Origin of the sequence: Streptomyces durocortorensis (assembly GCF_031760065.1) — a bacterium.
Classification (GTDB): Bacteria; Actinomycetota; Actinomycetes; order Streptomycetales; family Streptomycetaceae; genus Streptomyces.
Map to the genome: position 1 here is coordinate 5,464,060 of NZ_CP134500.1, position 24,575 is coordinate 5,488,634.

The 24,575-nt window shown below is 72.7% G+C and carries 18 protein-coding genes; 6 read left to right on the forward strand and 12 right to left on the reverse strand.

Going from position 1 to position 24,575, the window contains the following annotated elements; all coding sequences use genetic code 11:
• Nucleotides 1-399: 399 nt before the first annotated feature.
• The 3 genes from RI138_RS24285 to glgX form a co-directional block, all read right to left on the reverse strand.
• Nucleotides 400-2,277 carry an ABC transporter ATP-binding protein gene (locus tag RI138_RS24285; protein WP_311121607.1) on the reverse strand — a complete coding sequence of 626 codons (1,878 nt, stop codon included), beginning with the start codon at nucleotides 2,275-2,277 and terminating at the stop codon, nucleotides 400-402.
• A complete protein-coding gene (locus RI138_RS24290) occupies nucleotides 2,274-4,199 on the reverse strand; it encodes an ABC transporter ATP-binding protein (RefSeq protein ID WP_311121608.1) in 1,926 nt (641 codons plus the stop codon). The genes RI138_RS24285 and RI138_RS24290 overlap by 4 nt, the downstream gene beginning before the upstream one ends.
• A 264-nt stretch (nucleotides 4,200-4,463) precedes the next feature.
• Nucleotides 4,464-6,731 (reverse strand): glycogen debranching protein GlgX, encoded by a 2,268-nt coding sequence (gene glgX, locus RI138_RS24295; protein WP_311121609.1) that lies wholly within the window; start codon nucleotides 6,729-6,731, stop codon nucleotides 4,464-4,466.
• A gap of 155 nt (nucleotides 6,732-6,886) precedes the next feature.
• On the opposite strand from glgX, the gene RI138_RS24300 reads away from it, so the two are divergent.
• From RI138_RS24300 to RI138_RS24325, 6 genes are all read left to right on the forward strand, one after another.
• Nucleotides 6,887-8,128 (forward strand): L,D-transpeptidase, encoded by a 1,242-nt coding sequence (locus RI138_RS24300; protein WP_311121610.1) that lies wholly within the window; start codon nucleotides 6,887-6,889, stop codon nucleotides 8,126-8,128.
• Nucleotides 8,129-8,320: 192 nt separating this feature from the next.
• The gene (locus RI138_RS24305) at nucleotides 8,321-9,565 is read left to right on the forward strand and encodes a L,D-transpeptidase (RefSeq protein ID WP_311121611.1); all 1,245 of its coding nucleotides are present in this window, start codon (nucleotides 8,321-8,323) and stop codon (nucleotides 9,563-9,565) included.
• A gap of 97 nt (nucleotides 9,566-9,662) precedes the next feature.
• Nucleotides 9,663-10,430 (forward strand): enoyl-CoA hydratase/isomerase family protein, encoded by a 768-nt coding sequence (locus tag RI138_RS24310; RefSeq protein ID WP_096632323.1) that lies wholly within the window; start codon nucleotides 9,663-9,665, stop codon nucleotides 10,428-10,430.
• Nucleotides 10,431-10,681: 251 nt separating this feature from the next.
• The gene (locus RI138_RS24315) at nucleotides 10,682-11,197 is read left to right on the forward strand and encodes an ATP-binding protein (protein WP_311121612.1); all 516 of its coding nucleotides are present in this window, start codon (nucleotides 10,682-10,684) and stop codon (nucleotides 11,195-11,197) included.
• Between the two features lie 449 nt (nucleotides 11,198-11,646).
• Nucleotides 11,647-12,441: a polysaccharide deacetylase family protein gene (locus RI138_RS24320; RefSeq protein WP_311121613.1), complete on the forward strand. Its 795-nt coding sequence runs from the start codon at nucleotides 11,647-11,649 to the stop codon at nucleotides 12,439-12,441.
• A gap of 199 nt (nucleotides 12,442-12,640) precedes the next feature.
• Nucleotides 12,641-13,690: a CopD family protein gene (locus RI138_RS24325; protein WP_311122997.1), complete on the forward strand. Its 1,050-nt coding sequence runs from the start codon at nucleotides 12,641-12,643 to the stop codon at nucleotides 13,688-13,690.
• Here the strand turns inward: RI138_RS24325 and RI138_RS24330 are convergent.
• The 9 genes from RI138_RS24330 to RI138_RS24370 all read right to left on the reverse strand — a co-directional run bounded on the left by RI138_RS24330 (nucleotide 13,687) and on the right by RI138_RS24370 (nucleotide 24,530).
• Nucleotides 13,687-15,135, reverse strand: a complete 1,449-nt coding sequence (locus RI138_RS24330) for a carboxylesterase/lipase family protein (RefSeq protein WP_311122998.1) — start codon at nucleotides 15,133-15,135, stop codon at nucleotides 13,687-13,689. The two genes, RI138_RS24325 and RI138_RS24330, sit on opposite strands and share 4 nt — an antisense overlap.
• Nucleotides 15,136-15,694: 559 nt before the next feature.
• On the reverse strand, nucleotides 15,695-16,639 hold the full coding sequence (locus tag RI138_RS24335; protein WP_449343299.1) for a terpene synthase family protein: 945 nt from the start codon (nucleotides 16,637-16,639) through the stop codon (nucleotides 15,695-15,697).
• Nucleotides 16,640-16,999: 360 nt separating this feature from the next.
• The gene (locus RI138_RS24340) at nucleotides 17,000-17,842 is read right to left on the reverse strand and encodes a zinc ribbon domain-containing protein (protein ID WP_311121615.1); all 843 of its coding nucleotides are present in this window, start codon (nucleotides 17,840-17,842) and stop codon (nucleotides 17,000-17,002) included.
• Between the two features lie 835 nt (nucleotides 17,843-18,677).
• Entirely contained in the window at nucleotides 18,678-19,253 is a 576-nt protein-coding gene (locus RI138_RS24345; protein WP_311121616.1) for a phage tail protein I, read from the reverse strand.
• A complete protein-coding gene (locus RI138_RS24350; RefSeq protein WP_311121617.1) occupies nucleotides 19,250-21,211 on the reverse strand; it encodes a putative baseplate assembly protein in 1,962 nt (653 codons plus the stop codon). The genes RI138_RS24345 and RI138_RS24350 overlap by 4 nt, the downstream gene beginning before the upstream one ends.
• Nucleotides 21,211-21,660, reverse strand: a complete 450-nt coding sequence (locus tag RI138_RS24355) for a GPW/gp25 family protein (protein ID WP_096632799.1) — start codon at nucleotides 21,658-21,660, stop codon at nucleotides 21,211-21,213. The genes RI138_RS24350 and RI138_RS24355 overlap by 1 nt, the downstream gene beginning before the upstream one ends.
• Nucleotides 21,657-21,974 carry a PAAR domain-containing protein gene (locus tag RI138_RS24360; RefSeq protein ID WP_311121618.1) on the reverse strand — a complete coding sequence of 106 codons (318 nt, stop codon included), beginning with the start codon at nucleotides 21,972-21,974 and terminating at the stop codon, nucleotides 21,657-21,659. Before RI138_RS24360 ends, RI138_RS24355 begins: the two co-directional genes overlap by 4 nt.
• Before the next feature lie 61 nt (nucleotides 21,975-22,035).
• Entirely contained in the window at nucleotides 22,036-23,811 is a 1,776-nt protein-coding gene (locus tag RI138_RS24365) for a VgrG-related protein (protein ID WP_311121619.1), read from the reverse strand.
• The gene (locus RI138_RS24370; protein WP_311121620.1) at nucleotides 23,808-24,530 is read right to left on the reverse strand and encodes a CIS tube protein; all 723 of its coding nucleotides are present in this window, start codon (nucleotides 24,528-24,530) and stop codon (nucleotides 23,808-23,810) included. Before RI138_RS24370 ends, RI138_RS24365 begins: the two co-directional genes overlap by 4 nt.
• Nucleotides 24,531-24,575: the final 45 nt, after the last annotated feature.

A 24,575-nucleotide genomic window follows, 5' to 3' on the forward strand; every position in this document is an offset into this window, starting at 1 on the left:
CACAGTGTTACCGGACGTCCAACAAGCCAGTACTCACAGGGTGGTCACAGGTTTCGTGCGTGAAGAGCACTGCCGGGCGCCGGGTGGGCGGGGCGGTGTGGACCACCTGGTGAGACGAAGGCGTGTTCTGGCCAGATCCCGCCGCCGGAATCCGAGGGTCCATCAGGGGTGGCACGGGGCCCGCTCCCCGTTCGCCGTCGTCTCGGGCGGTCGCGTCCGACGGGTGCGCGGCGGCGGTCGCCCGCTGCGGGCCGACGGGCGGCCCGGCGGCGCGCCGGGCCGACGGCAGCACCGCGAAGCCCCCCCCGGCACGTCACTGCCCCAGGCGTGGTACCGCAGTCGGCGGCGCCGAGCCGGTATCCGGTCGAGTCAGGTCGATTCAGGTCAGGTCAGGTCAGGTCAGACCAGGCTGTCCCGCCACGTCCGGTGCAGACCCGCGAACCGCCCCGTACCGCCGATCAGTTCGGCGGGAGTGCCGTCCTCCACGATCCGGCCGTGCTCCATCACCAGCACCCGGTCCGCGATCTCCACCGTGGAGAGCCGGTGGGCGATCACCACCGCCGTGCGGCCGTGCAGCACCGTGTCCATGGCCCGCTGCACCGCCCGCTCGCCGGGAATGTCCAGGGAGCTGGTCGCCTCGTCCAGGATCAGTACCGCCGGGTTCGCCAGCAGGGCGCGGGCGAAGGCCACCAACTGCCGCTGGCCCGCCGAGATCCGCCCGCCCCGCTTGCGTACGTCGGTGTCGTAGCCGTCGGGCAGGGCGGCGATGAAGTCGTGCGCGCCGATCGCCCTCGCGGCGTGCTCGATCTCCTCGCGGGTGGCGTCCGGTCGGCCGATCGCGATGTTCTCCGCGACCGTCCCGGAGAACAGGAACGCCTCCTGCGTCACCATGACCACACCCCGGCGCAGCCCCGCCGTGTCCAGGTCACGCAGGTCCACGCCGTCGAGCAGGACCCGGCCCTCGGTAGGGTCGTAGAAGCGGGCCAGCAGCTTGGCGAGCGTCGACTTGCCCGCGCCGGTGGAGCCGACGACCGCCACCGTACGGCCCGCCGGGATGTGCAGGTCGAAGGCGGGCAGCACCTCGCCGCCCGTACGGTAGGCGAACCGCACCCGGTCGAACGTCACGTCACGGCCCGGGTGTTCGCCGGATCGGGGCGGCAGCTCCTTCGGGTCGCCCGCCTCGGGGACCGTCGGAGTCTGGGCCAGCAGACCGGCGATCTTCGTCAGCGAAGCGGCCGCCGACTCGTAGGAGTTGAGGAACATCCCGAGCCGGTCGATCGGGTCGTACAGCCGGCGCAGATACAGCACGGCCGCCGCCAGCACCCCGAGCGCCAGCGTCCCCTCGGCCACCCGGTAGGCGCCCCACAGCACCATGCCCGCCACCGCGGTGTTCGCGATCAGCCGGGAGCCCACGACATAGCGGGCCAGCTCCAGGATCGCGTCGCCGTTCGCCCGCTCGTGGCGGGTGTTCAGCGCCGTGAACGCGGTGTCGTTGCTCCGCTCACGGCGGAACGCCTGGACCGGGCGGATGCCGTTCATCGTCTCCGCGAACTTCACGATCACCGCCGCGATCGCCGTCGACCGCGCCGCGAACGCGACGGACGCCCGCCGCCGGTACAACCGGACCATCAGATACAGCGGTACGAAGGAGAGCGCGGCGATCGCGCCGGTCCCCAGGTCCAGCCAGAGCAGCACCACTGTGATCGACACGAACGAGAGGACCACGCCGATCAGTTCCTGGAGGCCCTCGCTCAGCAGCTCCCGCAGCGACTCCACGTCCGTGGTGGAGCGCGAGATGATCCGGCCCGAGGTGTAGCGCTCGTGGAAGTCGACGCTCAGCGCCTGCGCGTGCCGGAAGATCCGGCCGCGCAGATCGAGCAGCACGTCCTGGTTGATCCGGGCGGCGGCCCGGATGAAGCCGTACTGGAGCACGCCCGCGCCCACCGAGCAGAGCGCGTAGCCGACCGCGACCGCGACCAGCGGACCGTAGTCGTGGTCCCGGAACGCCGGAACCCCGCTGTCGATCGCGTACGCCACCAGCAGCGGGCCCGCCTGCATCGCCGCCTGCTGGACCACCAGCAGCAGAGCCGCCACCGCGACCCGGCCGCGCATCGGGGCCAGCAGCGAGAACAGCAGCGACCGGGTCGCACCGGGCGGCGAGGGCAGGTCGTCCTGGTCGAACGCGTCGTCGGCGCGCTGCCGTACGGGCGCGGCCGGGCTCTTCGGCGGGCCGTCCTCGGCCGCGGGGAGCGAAGCGTCGTCGGTGGTCGTCGTCATCGGGCACTGCCCTCCTCGGCGGGAACCTGCTGGGCGGGGGCGCTCCCCGGTTCTGCGGGGGCACGCTGACCAGGCGCGGGCCCGCGCGGACGCCGGGCCCGGGCCGCACCGGCGGCCCGGGTGTCCTCGCCCCGGCCCGCCGCATCCCCCGCGCCGCCCGGTTCCGCGCCCGACATCAGCCAGGCGTACTCCGCGTTGCCGCGCAGCAGCTCCTGATGGGTGCCGACCGCGGCTATCCGGCCCCCGGACAGCAGCGCCACCCGGTCCGCCAGCATCACCGTGGACGGGCGGTGCGCCACGACCACCGCGGTCGTCCGCTCCAGGACTCGCCGCAGCGCCGCCTCCACCAGCGTCTCCGTGTGCACGTCCAGCGCGGAGAGCGGGTCGTCCAGGACCAGGAAACGCGGCTCGCCGACCACCGCGCGGGCCAGGGCGAGGCGCTGGCGCTGGCCGCCGGAGAGGCTCAGGCCCTGCTCGCCGACCTCCGTGTCCAGGCCCAGCGGCAGGTCGTGCACGAAGTCCGCCTGCGCCACCGAGAGCGCCCGGCGCACCTGCTCCTCGTCCGCGCCGGCCGCACCCATCCGGACGTTCTCGCCGACCGTGGCGGAGAACAGCGTCGGCTCCTCGAAGGCCACCGACACCAGCTCCCGCAGCCGCGAGCGTTCCATCGTGGCGATGTCCTCGCCGTCCAGCGTGATCCGCCCGCCGGTCACCTCGTACAGCCGGGGCACCAGCGCGGTGAGGGTCGTCTTGCCGGAGCCCGTACCGCCCACCAGGGCCATCGTCTCGCCGGGCCGCACCTGGAGGTCGATCCGGGCGAGCACGGGCGGGGATTCGGGATCCGCGTCCGGGTAGCGGAACTCGACGCCCTCGAAGACCAGCCCGGGGGCGGTCGGTCGCGCGTCGTCCCGGGCGGCGACGGCCCCGGGCTCCTCCGCCACGTCCATCACCTCGAAGTACCGGTCCGTCGCGGTCGCCGACTCCTGGCTCATCGCCAGCAGGAAGCCGATCGACTCCACCGGCCAGCGCAGCGCGAGCGCCGTCGAGAGGAACGCCACCAGCGTGCCCGCCGACAGCGAGCCGTCCGCCACCTGGATCGTGCCGAGCACCAGCGCCGCCCCGATCGCCAGCTCCGGGATGGCGGTGATCAGCGCCCAGATCCCGGCGAGCAGCCGCGCCTTGCCCAGCTCCGTGGTGCGCAGCCGATGCGACAGCGCCCGGAACGCGCGCGCCTGGCTGCGATGGCGGCCGAAGCCCTTGACGATGCGGATGCCGAGCACGCTCTCCTCGACGACCGTGGTGAGGTCGCCGACCTGGTCCTGGGCGCGGCGCGCGACCACCGAGTACTTCGTCTCGAACAGCGAGCACAGGATCATCAGCGGTACGGCGGGCGCCAGCAGCACCAGGCCCAGCGTCCAGTCCTGGGCGAACAGCAGGACGAAGCCGACCAGGATCGTCGTCGCGTTGACGAGCAGGAAGGTCAGCGGGAACGCCAGGAACATCCGCAGCAGCATCAGGTCCGTGGTCCCGCGCGACAGCAACTGCCCCGAGGCCCAGCGGTCGTGGAAGGCGACCGGCAGCCGTTGCAGATGCCGGAAGAGATCCGCCCGCATCGACGCCTCGACCGCGGCCAGCGGACGCGCCACGAGCCACCGCCGGAACCCGAACAGCAGCGCCTCCGCGATACCGAGCAGCAGCAGATACAGCGCCCCCAGCCACACCCCGCCCGGATCGCGGTCGGCCACCGGACCGTCCACCATCCACTTCAGGACCAGCGGGATCACCAGCCCCAGACAGGACGCCAGGATCGCCACGAAAGCGGCGGTGAACAGGCGTACCCGCACGGGTCGGACATAGGGCCACAGGCGCAGGAGGGAGCGCACGGCGGACCGTTCCGTGTGCTCTGCAGGCTTTTCGGGCATCAGGGCCGACACTACGTTTCACCACTGACATCGGTCCTGTGCTTTTCCGGTCCCGGCGCTCACAGGGGGCGCTCACAGGGGCCGTACCCCAGGTCAACCGATCGACTGATGTCACATCGAGCGCGACGGCGGATACCGCCCGCCCCCGCCCGCCGGAACCCTCAAGGGCACGGCGATCATCGAAGCCACGCACCCCCGCGGCCGAACCCGCGGCCTTCGCCGTCGGCTACGGCCGGGGCATCCTCGGCTGACTCCGCCTTCCGGTCACCCCGTCACCCGCAGCAGCAGCACCGAACGGGCCGGGACGCTCAGCTCCGTACCGCCGTTCAGGACCGTGCCCGGGGACTCCGCCTGCTCCTCCCGCGAGGTGTCCAGCACCAGTTCGTAGCGGTCGGCCCACGGCGCTCCCGGCAGTGCGAAGGGTGTCGGCTCCGCGCCCGCGTGCAGCACCGCCAGGAAGCTGTCGTCGGTGACCGGCTCCCCGCGCGCGTCCCGTCCGGGGATGTCCCGGCCCGAGAGGTAGAGCCCGAGCGTGGCGGCGGGGGCGTACCAGTCGCCCTCCGTCATCTCCCGGCCGTCCCGCGCGAACCACGCCAGGTCCCGCAGCCCGTCCGGGGCCTGCGCCCGCCCGGAGAAGAACGCCCGCCGCCGCAGCACCGGATGGGTCTGGCGCAGCTTCAGCACCCGGGCCGTCAGGGCGGTCAGCTCCCGCCACTCCGGCTGATCGAGCAGCGACCAGTCCAGCCAGCCGGTCTCGTTGTCCTGGCAGTAGGCGTTGTTGTTGCCGCCCTGCGTCCGGCCCATCTCGTCACCCGCCGTGAGCATCGGCACCCCGGTGGACAGCAGCAGAGTGGTCAGCAGGTTGCGGAGCTGGCGGCGGCGCAGCGCGTTGATCTCCGGATCGTCGCTCTCGCCCTCGGCCCCGCAGTTCCACGCCCGGTTGTCGTTCGTCCCGTCCCGGTTGCCCTCGCCGTTGGCCTCGTTGTGCTTGTGCTCGTAGCTGACCAGGTCGCGCAGGGTGAAGCCGTCGTGCGCGGTGACGAAGTTGACCGAGGCGTACGGGCGGCGGCCGCCCCAGGCGTACAGGTCGCTGGAGCCCGTCAGCCGGTAGCCGATGTCCCGTACGTCGGGGAGCGCACCGCGCCAGAAGTCCCGTACGGCGTCGCGGTAGCGGTCGTTCCACTCGGTCCACAGGGGCGGGAAGGCGCCCACCTGGTAGCCGCCGTTGCCGACGTCCCACGGCTCGGCGATCAGCTTGACCCGGCGCAGTACCGGGTCCTGGGCGATCACCGCGAGGAAGGGGGAGAGCATGTCGACGTCGTGCATCGAGCGGGCCAGCGCCGCCGCCAGGTCGAAGCGGAAGCCGTCCACGCCCATCTCGGTGACCCAGTAGCGCAGCGAGTCGGTGATGAGCCGCAGCACCTGCGGCTGCACGACGTGGAGGGTGTTGCCGCAGCCGGTGTAGTCGGCGTAGCGGCGCGGATCGTTCTGGAGGCGGTAGTAGCCGCGGTTGTCGATGCCGCGCAGCGACAGCATCGGGCCGAGCTCGCCGGCCTCCGCGGTGTGGTTGTAGACGACGTCGAGGATCACCTCGATCCCGGCACTGTGCAGGGCGCGCACCATCCGCTTGAACTCGCCGACCTGCTGACCGGCTGTGCCGGAGGCGGAGTAGTCGGCGTGCGGGGCGAAGTAGCCGATGGAGTTGTAGCCCCAGTAGTTGTGCAGCCCGCGCCGCAGCAGATGGTCCTCGTGGGCGAACTGGTGCACCGGCAGCAGCTCCACCGCCGTCACGCCGAGCCGGGTCAGATGCTCGATCGCGGCCGGGTGCGCGAGCCCGGCGTAGGTGCCGCGGAGCTCGGGCGGGATGTCCGGGTGGCGCTTGGTGAAGCCGCGTACGTGCAGCTCGTAGATGACCGAGTCGGCCCACGGGGTCTTCGGGCGGCGGTCCTCCACCCAGTCGTCGTCATCGTGGACGACCACACCCTTGGGGACGTACGGAGCCGAGTCCCGGTCGTCGCGCACGGTGTCCGCGACATGCTGCTGGGGCCAGTCCCGGACATGCCCGTAGACCTCGGGCGGCAGGCTGAAGGTCCCGTCGACGGCACGGGCGTACGGGTCCAGCAGCAGCTTGGCCGCGTTCCAGCGGGCACCCGTCCACGGGTCCCAGCGGCCGTGCACCCGGTAGCCGTAGCGCTGACCGGGCCGCACCCCCGGCACGAAGCCGTGCCAGATCTCATGGGTCAGCTCGGTCAGCGGACAGCGCGTCTCGACGCCCCGCCCGTCGAACAGACACACCTCGACCGCCTCGGCCCCGCCCGCCCACAGCGCGAAGTTCGTCCCCGCCACCCCGTCGGGGCCGACCCGGAAGCGGGCCCCCAGCGGCATCGGCGCCCCGGGCCACACGGCGGGCGCCGGAGCCCCGGCCCGCAGGGCATCGGCGCGCTCGGTGCGGTGGGTCTCCGCGACCTCCGCGCGGACGGCGGCCACCTGATCCGGATCCTGTACTGCCTCCTGCTCGGCTGCGCTCGACACCGTGTAGCCTCCCGCGGCTCGTAGGACGGGCACCGGAGAAGAGGCGCGCGGCGTCCCGGCCGCGCGGGCCCTTCGGGGTAGTCCTCCCCTCTGTTCTGCCCACCAGCGGCCCCGCACTCACGTTTCCCCCGACCGGCCCTGGTCGTTGGGGGAGCGTGAACCACACAGCGAAGAGCGCACGGCCCGGCTCGGCCGCCGTGCTGACGTGGGCAGGACTGCTGACCGTGCTGGCCCTCCTGACCGGCTGCACCGACACCCGGGAGGCCCTGCTCAACGGCAAGGCGCGGTCACCCGGCGACGCGATCAGCATCTTCCCCGAGGACGGCGCGAAGGATGTCGACGAGGAGACCCGGATCGCGGTGAAGGTCCCCGACGGGCGGCTGGAGAGCGTGAAGGTGATGCGGATCGAGGACGCGCAGCAGCAGACGGTGGCCGGGCGCATCGCCGAGGACGGGCGCTCCTGGGCCCCCGAACCCCGGGTGGCCCGGCTCGCCCTCGCCGCGAAGTACAGCATCGACGCGGTCGCCGTGGACGGTGCGGGCCGCCGTTCGGCCCGGCACGCCACGTTCACCACGCTGGTCCCCGAACACCGCTTCATCGGCTACTTCAAACCGGAGAACCGGTCCACCGTCGGCACCGGCATGATCGTCTCCTTCTCCTTCAACCGGCCGGTCGCCGACCGGGCGGCGGTGGAGAGGGCCATCCGGGTGACGTCCGATCCGGCGGTGGAGGTCGCGGGCCACTGGTTCGGAAAGGACCGGCTGGACTTCCGGCCGAAGGCGTACTGGAAACCCGGCACCGAGGTCACCGTCGACATCGGGCTGCGGGATGTCGAGGGCGCCCCGGGGGTCTACGGCAGCCAGGACAAGACGGTCGTCTTCACGGTCGGCCGCTCCCAGGTCTCCCGGGTCGACGCCGAGGCCAAGACCATGGAGGTCCGCCGGGACGGAGAGCTGCTCAGCACGGTCCCGATCACCGCGGGCGCCCCGAAGACGACCACGTACAACGGGAAGATGGTGGTCACCGAGATGCACGAGGTGACCCGGATGAACGGGGCGACCGTCGGCTTCACGGACAAGAAGGGCAAGGGCGAGTACGACATCAAGGACGTCCCGCACGCGATCCGGCTCACCACGTCCGGCACCTTCCTGCACGGGAACTACTGGGCCGACGAGGACGTCTTCGGTGAGGAGAACGTCAGCCACGGCTGCATCGGGCTGCGGGACGCGAAGGGCGGCAGCGGTGCCACCCCGGGCGGGTGGTTCTTCGACCGGACCCTCATCGGTGATGTCGTCGAGGTGGTCAACTCGAAGGACAAGAAGGTCGCACCGGACAACGGGCTCGGTGGCTGGAACATGGGCTGGAAGAAGTGGAAGGCCGGCTCCGCGCTGCGGTGAGGCTCCCGGCCCCGGCCCGCCCTGGCAGCCCGCGCCACTTGCACAGCTCCCCGGACGACTTGGGACCGAACGGTGACATTCCGGGGGAGTCCACCCCGCTCGCGATGTGATTATCTTGCGGCGGCGCGCATATGCAGCGCGCGGGGGTGCGGGCCATGGCGGGGCCAGGCCGTGCGAGGGGAGACGACCACAGTGAACGGGCAGCCGATATCGGGGGCATCGGCCGGGGCGAGCGGGAAGCGGCGCGGCGGACCGGGGCTGTCGGCCCTGGTTCTGGGAGCACTGCTGTTGCTGGTGACGGCGTGCGGCGGAGGTGCCGGCGCGGAGGAGAAGAAGGCGCCGGCCGGCGGGACGAAGACCGAGGACACGAGCGCCTCGCAGGCGGTGGTGACCATCGCGCCGAAGGACGGCGCGGATTCCGTGGCGACCAGCGGCGCACTGAAGATCAGCGCCGCGCAGGGCAAGCTGACCACGGTGAAGGTCGCCGACCCCGAGGGCAACGAGGTCGAGGGTGCGATCGCGGCCGACGGCGCGAGCTGGACGCCCGAGCGGCACCTCGCCGCCTCCACCAAGTACACGGTGCACGCGGTCGCCAAGGACGCCAAGGGCCGTGAATCGGCGAAGGACACCACCTTCACCACGCTGGTGCCGGCGAACACCTTCATCGGGCACTACACGCCGGAGGACGGTTCCACCGTCGGCGTCGGCATGCCGGTCTCCATCAACTTCACCCGGGGCATCACCGACCCGGACGCGGTGGAGAAGGGCATCAAGGTGACGGCCGAACCGGCCGTCGAGATCGAGGGCCACTGGTTCGGCAACGACCGCCTCGACTTCCGGCCGGAGAAGTACTGGGCGGCGGGCACCAAGGTGACCGTCGAGCTCAACCTCGACGGCGTCGAGGGACGGCCGGGCGTCTACGGCAAGCAGGCCAAGACCGTGAAGTTCACCATCGGCCGCAGCCAGGTCTCCACCGTCGACGCGAGCACGAAGCGGATGAAGGTCGTCCGTGACGGCAAGGAGATCAAGGACATCCCGATCTCCGCGGGCGCCCCGGCGACGACCACGTACAACGGGCAGATGGTCATCAGCGAGAAGCTGAAGGTGACCCGGATGAACGGCGACACCGTCGGCTTCGGCGGCGAGTACGACATCAAGGACGTGCCGCACGCGATGCGGCTGTCCACCTCGGGCACCTTCCTGCACGGCAACTACTGGGGCGCCTCGTCCATCTTCGGCAACACCAACACCAGTCACGGCTGCGTGGGTCTGCGCGATGTGCGCGGCGGCTACGACAACCAGACCCCGGCGGCCTGGTTCTACAACAGGTCGATGATCGGTGACGTGGTCGTCGTGAAGAACTCCAAGGACAAGCAGATCCAGCCCGACAACGGCCTCAACGGCTGGAACATGGACTGGGAGGAGTGGAAGAAGTAGCCCTTCTACCTCCCCACGCCTCGCGCGCGTGAGCGGGCCCGGTGCTGTGACCAACGGCACCGGGCCCGCCCGCGTTAGCACTGGTTAACCTGCCTCCATGACTGTGAGCCTCGAAGTACGTGACAACGTCGGCACGATCCGGCTGGACCGGCCGCCGATGAACGCTCTGGACGTGGCGGTCCAGGACCGGCTGCGGGAGCTGGCCGAGGAGGCCACCCGGCGCGATGACGTGCGCACCGTGATCCTCTACGGCGGCGAGAAGGTGTTCGCGGCGGGCGCGGACATCAAGGAGATGCAGGCGATGGACCACACGGCGATGGTCCTGCGGTCCAAGGGCCTCCAGGACGCGTTCACCGCCGTCGCCCGCATCCCCAAGCCGGTCGTCGCCGCCGTCACCGGATACGCGCTCGGCGGCGGCTGTGAACTGGCGCTCTGCGCCGACTTCCGGATCGCCGCGGACAACGCCAAGCTGGGCCAGCCGGAGATCCTCCTCGGACTGATCCCGGGTGCGGGCGGCACCCAGCGCCTCGCCCGGCTGATCGGCCCCTCCCGGGCCAAGGACCTCATCTTCACCGGCCGCATGGTCAGGGCGGAGGAGGCCCTGACGCTCGGTCTGGTGGACCGGGTGGTGCCCGCCGCCGAGGTCTACGAGCAGGCGCACGCCTGGGCGGCCCAGCTGGCGAAGGGACCCGCGCTGGCGCTGCGCGCGGCCAAGGAGTCGGTGGACGCCGGACTGGAGACGGACCTCGATACCGGGCTCACCATCGAGCGGAACTGGTTCGCCGGACTCTTCGCGACCGAGGACCGCGAGCGGGGCATGCGCAGCTTCGTCGAGGAGGGGCCGGGCAAGGCCACCTTCCTCTGACCGTTGGTCGGAACGGGGGGTCGTGGCGGGGGTTCATCCGTGCGAGCGGATTATCCGGGCCTTAAGGCAACCTTAAGGCCCGGTGCCCCCCTCGGTGTGGCAACCCTCGCGGTGCGGGGCATCGCCCCAGCTCACCGGGGCTCTTCGAAGCGCTGTCCTGCCATTGGCATATGTCAAAAGCCTCCCGCGGAATGATTCGTTCCGGGGGGCGGATTCCTCCGGAACGGCCCCGGACGCCGATGTGTGCGGCCATGATGGTGGACATGGCGGGCCTGGAGGGTGTGGATCAGCCGCGACCGCGCAGCAGCGCGACGGCGGCACGCTGGACGTCGACCACGGATGACGAACAGGCGTTCAAGGCGCTGGAGTTGTTCGGAAATCCGACCGAGGGGGAAGTGCGGCTGCCGTCACGCCCGGAGTCGGCGGCGACGGCGCGGCGGCTCACCTCCTGCGTGGTGCTCCGGCAGTGGGCGCTCTCGCCGCAGACCGCCGAGTACGCGGTGCTGCTCGTCTCCGAACTCGTCGGCAACGCGGTGCGGCACACCGGGGCCCGCGTCTTCGGGTTACGCATGGTGCGCCGCCGGGGCTGGATTCGCGTCGAGGTGCGTGACCCCTCGCGCGGGCTGCCGTGCCTGATGCCGGTGCGCGAGATGGACATCAGCGGCCGGGGCCTCTTCCTCGTCGACAAGCTCTCCGACCGGTGGGGAGTGGACCTGCTGCCGCGCGGCAAGACCACCTGGTTCGAGATGCGGATCTCCGACCGCTGACCGCCGCGGCGCCCTCACGGGGCGGACCCCGTACGCGGAAGCCCCCGGTGCGCGGAAGCGCCCGGCGTGCAGGGGCTGCTGGTACGCAGAAGCCCCCGGTCGGCCGTGGTGCGGCGCTGCGGGGGCTTCTGTGGGGGGCCGCGAAATGGGGGGGTGTGTTCACGGCCGCTTATGACGACCTGGGCCCGGGTCAATGGGGGTCGTGGCACCGACTATGGCAGACGGGTGACCCCGGTGCCAAAGCTGCTTTTCGGGTGATTCTCGGACCAATCGGTCATTCAGAACATGAATCGCAGGTGTGCTCGGTCACTCGCCTGGCATTCCATGCATTCTTATGGTGGTGCTTGAATGATTCATAGATCATTTGGGTAATCAGTCAATCGTTATATTTCGCCCTCTCCGCCTCTACTGTGTCCCGGGAAACTCCGTGGAACGCGAGGTGGTCGGGCATGGACGGACACAGGGCGCCGGTGCGCCGCCGCGACGCGCTGGGTGCCGGGGTCGGGCTGCTCGCGGCCGCCGCCCTCACGGCGGGCTGCGCGGGTGGCGGCGGGGGCGGGGCGGCCGGTGCCGCCGGGGGGCCCGCCTCCTCACCCCCGTACGAGCCGTCGCCCGCCCCCGCCGCCCCGCGCCGCTTCCCCGGGCTGCCCGTTCAGATCGTCCACGGCCCCCGCAACCGGCCCCGCGTCGCCCTCACCTTCGACGGGCGGGGCGACCCGGAGCTGGCCCGCACCGCACTCGCCCGGATCGAACGGGCAGGGGCCCGCGTCACGGTCCTCGCCGTCGGCAGCTGGCTCGCCGAGCATCCCGGCATGGCCCGCCGCATCCTCGACGGCGGCCACGAGATCGGCAACCACACCGAGCACCACCTCGATCTCGCGGCCTTGGACGAGCGCGCGGCGTACGAGGAGATCACCACGTGCGCCCGGCGGCTGCGCCGCCTCACCGGCTCCATCGGCACCTGGTTCCGCCCCTCGCCCACCCCGTACGCATCCCCGCGCGTCCAGCGCCTGGCCCAGCGGGCCGGCTACCCCCATGTCCTGGCCTGCGACGTGGAGTCGCTCGACCACGCGGCCACCGGGGTCGCCGCCGTCACCCGCAAGGTCGCGGGCGAGCTGCGGAACGGATCGGTGGTCGGGATGAGCCTCGGCCGCCCGGTCACCGTAGCCGCGCTGCCCCTGCTCCTCGCGGAGATCGGCCGCCGCGGACTGCACGCGGTGACCGCCACGGAACTGGTGAGCTGACCCCGCCGACACCCGCGCGGCCGACCCGCCCCCCCCGCGTGTGTGGCTGACCCGTCGACACCCGTGTGGCTGACCCGCCGCCTGCCGTGCGGCAGACCCGACGACTGTCGCGCGGCAGGAGCACGACGGCCCGGTCGGGCGACCTGCGTGGCATGCGCGGCTTGCTGTGTCTTTGTCCACCGGCGAGGATCGGGCCGTGATGTTCTCCGGCCCCCCTGCCGACCCGGCCGCGCCGACCGGCCCCGGCACACCCCCTGTCGCGGCGGCCACCGGCGTGCCGTCCGCGCGGCCCGACACGTCCGCCGACGGTGCGCCCGGACGCCGGTGGACGACCCCGGTCCTGCTGAGCGCCGCCGGTGTCCTGGCGCTGCTCATAGCCCTGTTCGGCCCAGGGCTCATGGGGCGGGGAACGGGCGAGCTGCGCATACCCGGCGCGGGGCTCACCACCGTGCTCCGCACCGTCCTCTTCACAGCCCTCGCCCTCCACCTGGGCGAACTCCTCGCCCCGCAGCTCATCCGGCCGGTCCGCGGCCGCCCCCGTACCGCCGTACGGAGCTGGGCGGTGTACGCCTCGTTCGCCGGGGCCGCCGCCGCGGCCGGGCAGATCGTCCAGCTCGCCGCCGTCAGCGACCTCGGGATCACCGAGACCTACGGCACCCGCGAGGGCGGACTGCTCCTCCTCATGGCCAACGGCCTGGCCCTCGCCGCTCTCTGCGCCCGGACCCGCCGCCCGGCCCTCGCCCTGGCCCCGCTCGCCGTCGTGATCGGCGCGGAGGCCCTGCGCGCGCACCCGGAGGCGTACAGCCCCGAGATCGGCGCCGCCCTCACCGTCGTCCACCTGACCGCCGCCTCGCTGTGGACCGGCGGACTGCTGTACGTCCTGCGCACCATGCGGCTCTGGCGGGGCACGCCCGTCGCCGCCCGTGCGCTGCTCGGCCGGTACGCGCGCCTCGCGATCTGGCTGTACGTCGCCCTCGCCGCCACCGGCACCGCCTCCGCCCTGCGCCGACTCCCGCCGGACGTGGTGTTCACCTCCGCCTACGGGCGCACCCTGCTGCTCAAGCTGACGCTGATGGCCGTGGTCAGCGCGCTGGCGGTGGCGGCCCGGCGGCGCATGCTCCGCGACACCGATCCCTCGGTCGCGCACCGCCTCGCCCGCCGCGAACATGCCGTGCTGGGCGCGGTCGTGGTCGTCTCGGCGATCCTCACCGCGGTCCCCGACCCGCACTGGATCTCGACGAGGCCCTAGGACCGTTTCCGGTACGGCTCCCATCCCCGCAACTCGTCGTCGCGCGGGGCCAGGACGAGAGCCGGGGCTCCCGGACCGAAGAACCGCACCGGCCGGGATGCGTCCCAGGACGGCCAGCCCGGGTCACCCGTCGCCGCGAACGCCACCCACGCCCGGTGCATCGCGTCCGCCAGCTCCTGCGGGGCGTCCGGGCCGGTCAGGGCGGCCGTGTCGGGGTGGGCGAGCGTGTCGAAGACGAAGCCGAGCTCCAGCGCGTGACAGGCACCGAGCCGCTGAACGGGGGAGGGCCAGCCGAACTCGTAGACGTACGTGGACCCCGGCGCGTCCGTCCGGGCGTCGGCCAGCCGGTTCAGGGGCACCCGCAGCAGCAGGTCCGTGGCGAGGGCACCGAGGATCTCGCCCGGCGTGGCGTCGGGGCGGTTGCCCCGGTAGGTGCGGGCGGTGGCGCTCGGGACCCTGAACTTCAGCAGGGCGAGGCGGAACTTCAGGCGGCTGGTCCGTTCGGTCAGGCCGCCGGGGACGAACCAGAGGCGGTACTCCTCGGTGTTCGCCCCCATCAGCAGGTCGATCCCGGCCGCCGTGCCGATACGCAGCGCGTCGGCCGGGTCGTGGGTCAGCAGCTCGCCGTCCACCACGAGCTGGAAGGAGGTGCGGCCGGTCAGCGGGTTGCCGCCGCTGGTCACCTCGGCCTGCGCGGTCAGCAGGGCGTCCGGGTCCACGGCGGCGAAGGCGGCGGCCGTCGCGGGCACCCCGAGCCGCTTGGCGATGAGCTCGGTCGTCCCGCCCGCGGCCTCGGGGGTCAGGGCTGCGGGCGCCCCGCTCTGGAGCACCGCCCGCCGGAACAGCCCTGCCGCCCGGTCCGTGGCCAGCAGGGCCGCGATGCTCACCGCCCCCGCCGACTCCCCGGCCACCGTCACCCGGTCCGGGTCGCCGCCGAACGCCGCGATGTTGTCCCGCACCCACTCCAGGGCGGCCAGCTGGTCCAGCAGCCCCCGGTTGGCGGGCGCGTCCGGGAACACCCCGAAGCCCTCGACGCCCAGGCGGTAGTTGACGGAGACCAGCACCACCCCGTCCCGGGCGAACGCGGACCCGTCGTACACCGGCACCGCGGACGAGCCGTGCAGCAGCGAGCCGCCGTGGATCCACACGAGGACGGGAAGCCCCGTGGCGTCCGGCTTCGGCGAGGGCGTCCACACGTTGAGGTTGAGCCACTCCTCGCCCGGCACCGCCGGGTCCGGAAGCAGCCGGTCCAGCGGTGGGGCGTAGGGCCGTTTGGGGGCCGTCGGCCCGTACGCGAGGGCCTCCCGCACTCCCGTCCACGGCTCCGGCGGCTCGGGCGCGCGGAACCTCCGGGCACCCACCGGCGGAGCCGCGTACGGGATGCCCCGGAAGACCGCGACCCCCTTCTCCACCGCACCGCGCACGGTGCCGTGCACGGTCCTCACCCGCACGTTCTTCACTCGCACGTTCGTCACCCGTACGTCCGTCACGTGCCGACCTCTCTCGCGGTGCGGTGGCGCGTACGCCCACTTCAGCTGGACCAGCCCGTCCGTGGTGAGGACGGGGCGGCCCTTCGCGCCGACCACCACGACCCTGACCGCGTCCAGATCGCGTCCCGGTACTGGTGGCGGCGGACTCCAGATCCACCGTGGCCGCCTTCTCGCCGTCGACGTAGACGTATGCCTGCCCCGAAGTGGCAGCCCGCGACACCACCCAGGCGGCTGACCGGCCGAGGAAAGTCCAGGTCAGGCCGGCGTTCCTGGCGCTGCTGGTGAGGGACTTCCCGCCCGGGCAGCCGGACGAGGACTTCGTCGTCCGCTTCCCGGTCATTCGGCGGCGGTCTCCCGGAGGATCACCGGGTGCCGGGGACCGAGGCGAGGGTGAGGCCGGTGGGGCGACCCGGGACACGCTTGCGGGCGAGCCTTCCGTGCGATCGGACCGGATCTCCGTATCTCCGTCCGCCTGGGCCGGGGAGCGCTTGCTCCCCGGCCCAGGGTGGGCCGGTCAGGCGGCGAAGTGCTGGGACAAGGACTCCCGTTCGTCGCGTTCCACCAGGTCCGGGCGGGTGTAGCGCTCGGCGCGCGCGTGGTAGTCGAAGTCACCCCGCACGAGTCCACGGTAGTCCTGGACGCAGCGTTCCAGGGCCGCCCGGGTGGGTCCTGTGATGCCCGCCGCGTCGATTTCCTCCAGCAGTTCCTTTTCCGCGCGGTGCACCCGCTCGGCTATCCGGGCCAGTTGAACCGCGGCCTCGTCGATTGCTTCCTGGAGGGTCGATCCGCGGTCGCGCTGAATGAGCCGTACGGCATTGTGCTCGTATCCGAGTGCCGCTTCCTTCTCGAACGAGCAGATGTCGTTGCAGAGCCCCGAGTGATCCGTCACCGCGTTCCGCAGGGCGATATACGCGGGGAGGCTGCGGGCGGAATCCGGGAGATCGATTCCGGCGGTGATCTCATGCAGATCCAGGAACGGCTGCATGGCCACGGAATCCCGCCGGTGCTTGGCGAATTCCGCCCGGCTCGGGACCTGTCCGGCGGCGCGCTCCACCGCCTCGGCGTAGTACGTCCACAGCCAGGCGGCGGTGTCCCGCCGGAACTGCCGGTTCCACTGCGGCGACCGGTCCCGGCAGGTCCGGTCCCGCAGCCCGGCGAGGGCCCGCTCCATCGGCCCGCGCGGCGCGGCTCCGTCGAAGACGTCCACCAGCCGGGTGATTGCCGCCTCGCACATCAACGGGTCGCGCCCGGCGGGGCCGTCGTCGAACTCGTCGTCCACCAGGAAGGCCCAGAAGAGCCACTGGCAGAAAAGATCGAGATGCTCCTGCGAGGCCTTCGGGAAGATGAGGGATATCCACAGTTCGGGCCGGGTGCGGATCATCTTCCGACGGGCGGGCACGGACAGATTCAGTTCTTCGGATTCGGCCCATTCCCAGGCGGCCTGCCGGGTTTCGGCCAAGCCCGGATTGCACCCTGCACTCTGGAACGGCATGTGAAACGCCGGTAACGTGATCTGGCTCATTTGCTGCCCCTCGTCGAATGGATGCGGACGGACGAAGCGAACGGCGCATTTGGCGGGGCCGGGGCCCCGGAGCAGGGTCGGCGGCCGGTGGGGGCGATCGCGTCACCATGCGTGAGGCATAGTCAACCCCCTGTTGAGGGCTGGAGGGAAGCCATTTGTGACCGAAAGTGCATGATCATCTTGAACTCTCTGAGCATCTGTGGGCATCTCTGAGCAGTTGATGAACTTCTGGGACTGTTCGTGATTCCCGGGGTGGTTGGTGGGCGTTGGACAGCGGGCAGCGTGACGATGCCGGTGTCAGGTGCGCTGGAAGAACTCGACCTCGCCGACCGCGATCGGCCGGCCCTCGCCCTGCCCCGCCGCGTCCCGCAGGATCAGCCGGACGGAGACGACATCGCTGATGCCCGTCCGTATCGTCTGCTGCCCGGGCTTGTCGTTGAGCGTCACGGCCTTCTCGTGGACCGTGCCGTCCGCCGTGGTGACGAGCAGGTCCGCCCCGATGGGCCGCGCGCCCCGCCGGAACTCCTGCGGCTCCTTCGAGACCCCGGTGTGCACGACGACGCCGACCAGCCGGAACGGCTTCCCGAAGGAGCACGTCAGCGAGTCGCCGAGCGCGGGCGCACCCCAGTACTTGTTGGTCAGCCCGTCGATGGCCGCGCTCGCCGGATGACCGGGCGCCGCCGCGCTCGCGCTCACCGCGGAGGGGCTGATCTCCGCGGTGCCGCCGAGCTTGTCCCGTACGTCCTCGAAGAGGTAACGCCCGAACGGCACCAGCATGAAGCCCGCGAACAACAGCCCGACCAGCACCGTCACCAGCAGGAGCCGCCGCAGCCCCCGGCCACCGGACCCGCCCCGCACCCGACGGCGGAACGGCCACACCGTGCGCCACCACGGCAGGGCGGCGGGCTGCTCACGGACCCGCAACGGGGCGGCGCAACGCCGGCAGAACTGCCGCCCCGGCAGGTTGGGGGTGCCGCAGGCCGGACACGGCGGCCCGTCGGGCGCCTCGTCCGCCGCCACCGGCCGCACGACGGGCCGCCGCGCCACAGGCTTCGCGGGCTGCACCGCCCCGATGGGTTCGTCCGCCGCTGCCTGCGCCTCCGGCGCCGACGGCCGGGGCGCGGCTGCGGACAGCGGCACTCCGGGGCGTACGGGCGCGGGCTGCCCGGGAGGCGTGGGGGGCGCAGGAGGCCTGGGGCGTACGGGAGCTGACCCCGCCGGAGGTGCGGTGGCGGGGCGGGGTGGTGTCGGGGTGTGCTCGGGGCGCGCGGGGACGGGCTGCGCCGTTGGTTCGGGGGGAGCCGTCGGTTCGGGGCGCGCCGAGGTGGTGGGTTGCGCCGTGGTGGTGGGGCGCGCGGGCGTGGTGGGTTGCGCCGACGGCTCGCGTTGCTCCGTGCCCGTGGGGGCGGAACCGGCCGGGGGCGGGGGTACAACAGGGACTGGCGGTACGGGCGTCGCCGGCAAACGCTCGTCCGGCTCCGGCTCCGGCTCCGGCGACGGCTCCGGCACGCGGGGTGCCGAAGCGCCCGAGGCCCCCGACGCCGGTGTCCGGTCCGGACTTTCGGACGCGTCGCGGCCACCGGAAGCCGTCTGCTCGGGTGCGCGGCTGGGCGCGGGCGAGGTGGGCTCGGCGTCCGTGGGCCCCCGCTCCATCCGGGCATCCGGGGCCGCTTCCGGGGCCGGTTGAGGCTCCGGAAGCGGGCCTGGCACCCGAGCCGGCCCCGGAACCGGAGTCGGACCTGGACCCGAGTGCGGACCCGAGTGCGGACCCGGACCCGGACCCGGACCCGGACCCGAAGTCTGACCCGAAGTCGGAACAGAAGCGGGGTCCGCACCCGGGTCCGCACCCGGTCCCGGGACCGGCCGAGGTGGCCTGCTCGGCTGCGACGACCACCCCAGGTAGCCCCCGCAGCTGCCGCAGAAGTCGTCGTCCTCGCCGTTGGCCGTACCGCACGCCGGGCATGAACGCATCGCGTCAGCCTCCTGTCTGTTCGGGCTCTTCGGGCGGGCCCGGCAGGACCTCCACCCGGCAGGTGAGGTGGACGGGGCACGAGGCCGTGACGACGTCCAGGACGCGGCGGTCGTCCACCGCGTCGCCGTCGCGCACCGGCCAGACCCGGACGAGCAGTTCCCCGGCCGGCGGCGGCGGAAGGGCCGCACCCGGGGTGGCCGACCACGTGGCGCCGCCGCCGTCCAGGACGTCCGCGTGCACCCCGCAGCAGAGCCGCAGGCGCTCCACCAGACCGCGCCGGGTACCGCGCCACCGGTGCAGCTCGACGGCGCGGGCCACCACGGCCCGGCGCAGTTCCACCGGCCACGCGGGATCGACGTCCACCCCCACCCAGGACGCCAGCCACGGCAGGAAGTCGGCCGGGGCGAGCGCCGGGTCGACGTAGGCGGGCAGGTTGTCCAGGGTGGACAGGACCGGGGCCAGGACCGTGTCCAGGCCCGCCGTGAACCGCTGGGCCAGGTCGTCGTCCGCGTACAGGGCGGGCAGCAGGTCGCCGATCGGATAGCGGCTGGGCAGCCCGGGTACGGAGGCCCGGCTCACGCGCCCTCACCGGGCCCGCTCGCGGTGACGACCACCTGGTGCTGGTGCGAGAAGACCAGGGCCCCCGGCGCGACGTCGATCCGCTCGACCGCGGCCCCGCGCCGCCCGGTGATCGGGTCGGCCGGGAACAGCCGGAGCTCCTCCACGAGACCGGCCCCCTCCACGTTCTGGAGCACGGCGAAGACCTCTCCGTACTGCACCGGCCTGCCGAACGGCCACCCCCGGCCGTCCGCCCCGCCCCGCAACGGGTCGATGTGGTGGAACAGCGCCTCCAGGGCGGCCGCCCGTACCCGGTCCTCGTCGCCGGGGGCCGCCACCAGCCGGGCCACCACCGTGACGCCCTGGTACGCGGGCGGCTCCACCACCAACCGGGTCCCGACCAGCCGCCGTTCGTCGAGCCGTGCCGTCACCGCCGCGAGGACCGGGTCGGTGGGGATCAGCTGCTCGAACCGGAGCCGGCCGTCCTCGTCGGCGACCGCGTCGGGCACCAGCAGCACCCGAACCGCACCCGCCTCGCCCGCGACCGCGGGCAGGCACCGTACCCGGCGCAGCGACGGCGCGGCCTCCCGGGCGATGACCTCGTAGTCCTCGGCCGTGACGGCCCGCTCCTGCACCCGCAGGATGTTGGGCGCCCGCACCTTCGCGTTCTCCACGGTCTCCCCGTCGACGCCTCCGGTCGCCGCCTCCCGGTTGTTGACGCCCGCGACGTACGGCACCGAGCTGCGCAGTACGGAGATCGCGCCCCGGGCGACGTTCCCGGCCGCGCCGCCGCCGGTCCGGTAGCGCGGGACGCGGAGCTGGGCGCCCTTCTCCGGGACCGCGCCGTACGCGCGCATCGTGCCGTCCGCCTCCCGCACCTCCGGCGGGAACGCGAACTCGCCCGACACGGCGTCGATCCGGACGTGCCGGTCGCCGGGGAGCGACGCCCCGAAGTGATCGACGGGCGTCCAGACCTGCCAGCCGTCGTCGGCCGACACCTGGACGACCGGCGGGTCCCCGTCAAGCAGCAGCGGCACCCGGCTCACCGAGAACCGCTGCCCGGCGACGCCCTCCGACACCCCGAGGGGCACGTCGAGGACGGTCTCCGCGTGCTCCACGGCCGCCGTGCCGCCGACGGTGAACACCTCGGCCTCGCGGATCGTCGGCGACTCGGAGTAGAACGGCTGGCCCGGCTCCGGCGCTGTGACCCGGCAGCGCAGCCACCCCGCCCGGGTCCCCGCCACGACCGACGCGGTGTGCCCGGCCGGGACGAACACCACGACCTCGCCGGGCCGGTTGAGCCCGCCGGTGCTGTCGGTGCCGGTCGCGCAGGCCACCCAACGGGCCCCGTCCCACGCCTCCCACACCAGCGGCGGCTGCCGCGGATCGACGCCCACGCCCTCCACCCGGCTGTCCAGGCGCACGGCGACGATGCACCGGGGCACGGCCGTCGGCAGCCCGAACAGCAGGGCGTCCCCGGGCTCGGGCCGGGACTGGAAGCACGGGATGTCCTTGCCCGCGCCGAGCGGCGCGGTCCGGTCCGTCTGCTCGCCCGACACCGGCGCGGTGACCAGCCGGACCAGCGAACTCGGCACGATCGGCAGGTCCCGGGAGGTGGTGAACACCACCGGCTCCTCGGCCTCGCCGCGCGCGGTCGCCACCTCCGTACCGGCGGGGAGGTGCACGGTCTCCGGCTGCGGGGCGGACAGCCAGAAGTCCACCTCGGCCCGCGCCACCGTCGGTGGGAAGAGCGTCACGCCCAGCAGGTCCAGGAAGGCCGCGTAGTTCTTGTCGGGCACCCGGTTCAGCCGGTACAGCAACTGGTCGACCATGTACGCGAACGTCTCGATCAGCGTGACCCCGGGGTCCGACACATTGTGGTCGGTCCACTCGGGGGAGCGCTGCTGGACGTACCGCTTGGCCTCGTCGACGAGCTGCTGGAAGCGCCGGTCGTCCAGGTTGGGGGAGGGGAGTGCCATCAGCGCGTCCTCGCTTCGGCGGAAACCTCTGTGGAAACTTCGGCGGAACCCGCTTCGGACGGGATCGTGTAGAAGGGGAAGACCAGGTTGCGCAGGTCGTTGGTGGCCCGCACGGTGTAGTGCACGTCGATGTAGAGCGTGCCCTCCTCGATCGCGTCGAACGCGATCACCACGTCCGTCACCTCGATGCGCGGCTCCCACCGCTCCAGGGAAGCGCGGACCTCCTGTGCGATCCGCCCGGCCGTCGCCCCGTCGCCGGGCGCGAAGACGTAGTCGTGGATGCCGCAGCCGAACTCCGGGCGCATCGGCCGCTCACCCGGCGCGGTCCCGAGGATCAGGCCGATCGCCTCCTCGATCTCGCGGTCCCGCTCGACCAGGGCGATCCCGCCCGTCGGCCCGACCCGCAGCGGGAAGCCCCAGCCCCGTCCGATGAATCCGCCGCCGCTCACATCGGGCCCCCGATCAGGACGTTGAACGCGCCGCTGACGATGGGCGCGCCGCAGCTGGTGGTGTCCCGCATCCGGGCGGCGGGCAGTCCGCCGATCAGCACCTGACCGGCGAGCGCGGCGGCCGGGTTGGGCATGATCACGTTGCCGGGTCCGAGCGCCGCGTGCGGGGGGACCACGCACGCGTGCAGGCTCCCGGTGACGGCCGCCGGCCGGCCGCCGATGAGCACGGTGGCGACGGCGACCGCGCCCGGGGGCGGGGTGCCGATGAGGCCGCCGTGTGCGGTGCTGTCGCCCGTGCGGGCTGCGGGGGGCATGGCCGGGGTTCTCCTTGCTGTGAAAGGGACTTCAGGGGTGGGGGGCGTACGGGACGGGGAGTCAGTTGATCCTGATGAGCTTGGCCTTGAGGACGGCGAGCAGCCCGCCGTCGACGGTGACCCCCGTCTTGCCGTTGACGGTCACCGAGCGGCCCTTGATGTTCACGTCGCCCATACCGGCGTCGAGGGTGATGCCGGAGGCGGAGAGCGTCACCGAGCTCAGCTCCCGGCCGCCGCCGCGGGCCTTCACCAACAGCCTGATCTCGCCCTTCTTCTCGTCGAGGACGACGTCGAGCCGCTTGTCGCCGGTGGCCAGCCGCACGCCCGCCGGGCCGCGCGGGGCGTCCAGCAGCTCCAGCCGGTTGCCCGAACGGGACACCAGCGAACGGCGGTTGACCTTCCCGCTGGTCGGGTCGACCAGCGGGACGTCGTGCGCGGACGGCTTGTCGACCCCGTTGTAGAGGCCGCCGAGCACGTACGGGCTGTCCAGCAGCCCCTGCTCGAACCCGACCAGCACCTCGTCGTTGACCTCGGGGCTGAACACTCCGCCGCCGCCCTGGCCGCCCCACTGCACCGTACGGACCCAGTCGGTGACGTACGTGTCGTCCAGCCAGGGGAACTTCAGGCGCACCCAGCCACGTTGGCCCCGGCCCTCCTCGCGGATGTCGGTGACCACCCCGATCGCCAGCCCCGGCATGCGCGGACCGCGCGACGGAGCGCTGCCGCCGGCGGCCAGCCCGGCCAGCGAACGGTCCGGTGAGGCGCTGACGATCACCGTCGTGCGGTAGCCGGTGTCCGGTTCGAGGACGTGGTGCGCGGCGGTCGCGGTGTAGCGGCCGGAGAAAGCGGGCCCCACGTTGCCGAGCGCCACCGGCTGGCCCGCCCGCAGCTGCGGGTTCCCGTAGGCGACGGCTTCGATCTCCCCGAACCCGGAGCTGACCGAGGCGGCGAGGGCGCCGGCCACTGCGGTCGTCTCCGCCTGCGTCCGGTAGGGGGTGTCCGCGATCGTCGTCCGGGCGTTGGAGCCGAACGCCCCGGCCGCCAGCGACGGGCTCATCCCCGGGGTGACGGTGTCGCTGCGGATGGACTGCTGCCGGGCCACCAGCCGCGTCTTGGTGTCGACGTTCCAGCCGCGCACCTCGACGCTGTCCGCCCCGTCCGCACCGGTCAGCACCGCCCGCAGGGCCACCAGGTTGTTGCCGTACTCCAGGACCATCGGGTCGCGCGTCGCGGAGGTCGACGGCGCGGGGGCCGAAGCGGCGGGCTTCGGCTTGGTGAACTGGAGCAGACCCTTGTCGTCCACCCGCACCACCGCCCCGCTCTCGGCCGCGAGGTGCTGGAGGAACTCCCAGTCCGACACGTTCGGCTGGGTCAGCTGCTTGTAGGTGATCGGCGCGGCCTCCACCTTCCCGCAGGCCAGCCCCGCACCGGCGGCGACCTTGCGTACGATGTCCGCCGTCTTCATGTTCCGGAAGGCCGCGACCTTCCGGCCGCGCTGGAGCCGGTGCGCCTTGGAGAACGCCCGCACGACCGTGAACGAACCGGTGGTGTCGCTGTCCAGCTCGACCGCTGTGACCTCCCCGGTGAACAGCCGCTCGCGCACCCGCTCCTGCACGGTGACCACGGAGATCTTCAGCGGGGTGCCGATGGTGAGGCCCGTCGCCGTGAGGAACGTGTGGTCCGGGTCCCGGTACATCAGCACGGCGGCGTCCGGCAGCCCGACGTTCTCGTCGACGACACAGCTCACCAACTGCGCGGCCCAGGCCCGCGGCAGCTCGCCGGGCGCCTCGACGATCGGGTCGGCGGCGAAGGACCGGCCGGGGGATGTCGAGGTCACCGGCCGTCCTCCGCCCGGTGGTCTTCCAGCCCGGGCACCAGAAGCTCCCTGCCCGGGGTCAACTGCATGGGGTCGTCGATGCCGTTGGCGGCCGCGATGGTGCGCCAGGCGGTGGCATCGCCGTACTCCCGCCAGGCGAGCAGCGGCAGACTGTCCCCGGCCACGACCCGGTGCGTACGCCGGGCCTCCTTCGAACCCGACGTGGGGTTCTGGCCGGCCGGGTCCACGCTCGCCTCCTCGATGGAGAGGGAGCAGGTGGCGCGGAGCGGCTTCCCGTCGACGTCGAAGAGCGTGTACGACACGGAGAGGCTGGAGAGCACCCCGTCGAACGAGGTCGTCTTCGCCGTGCCCCAGTCGAACCGCACCCACGGGCTTGAAGGCGTCAGGCGGGCCAGACTGCTCGGGGTGGGGACACAGGCGGTCATCAGCTGTTCGACCGCCTTCTCCACCGAGTTGTCGTGGGTGGCCGTGGCGTCGAGGAAGACCTCCAGCGACAGGGACCGGGGCCCGCTGCCGACGAACTCGGGCAGCGCGGACTGCCCGGCCGTCCGGGACGGAGTGCGCCGCCACTCGGTGCTCTTGCTCAGCGACAGCTTCGCGGGGTTGAACTGCAACGTGAGCCGGGCGAGCGTGCCGCCGGGCTTGGCGCCGACGGACGACGGCGGTTCCATGATGGTCAGCTGGGCGCGAGCGCGGCTCGCACGGGCAGCGGGTGACATTGCGTTCCTCCTTTCTCTGGGCCGATGCGGTCGGGGTTGTCGGGT

Coding starts and splice junctions, on each gene's coding strand:
- RI138_RS24285 (WP_311121607.1), bottom strand. CDS start 2,277: ATGACGACGACCACCGACGACGCTTCGCTCCCCGCGGCCGAGGACGGC.
- RI138_RS24290 (WP_311121608.1), bottom strand. CDS start 4,199: ATGCCCGAAAAGCCTGCAGAGCACACGGAACGGTCCGCCGTGCGCTCC.
- RI138_RS24310 (WP_096632323.1), top strand. CDS start 9,663: ATGACTGTGAGCCTCGAAGTACGTGACAACGTCGGCACGATCCGGCTG.
- RI138_RS24315 (WP_311121612.1), top strand. CDS start 10,682: ATGATGGTGGACATGGCGGGCCTGGAGGGTGTGGATCAGCCGCGACCG.
- RI138_RS24320 (WP_311121613.1), top strand. CDS start 11,647: ATGGACGGACACAGGGCGCCGGTGCGCCGCCGCGACGCGCTGGGTGCC.
- RI138_RS24325 (WP_311122997.1), top strand. CDS start 12,641: ATGTTCTCCGGCCCCCCTGCCGACCCGGCCGCGCCGACCGGCCCCGGC.
- RI138_RS24350 (WP_311121617.1), bottom strand. CDS start 21,211: ATGGCACTCCCCTCCCCCAACCTGGACGACCGGCGCTTCCAGCAGCTC.
- RI138_RS24360 (WP_311121618.1), bottom strand. CDS start 21,974: ATGCCCCCCGCAGCCCGCACGGGCGACAGCACCGCACACGGCGGCCTC.
- RI138_RS24370 (WP_311121620.1), bottom strand. CDS start 24,530: ATGTCACCCGCTGCCCGTGCGAGCCGCGCTCGCGCCCAGCTGACCATC.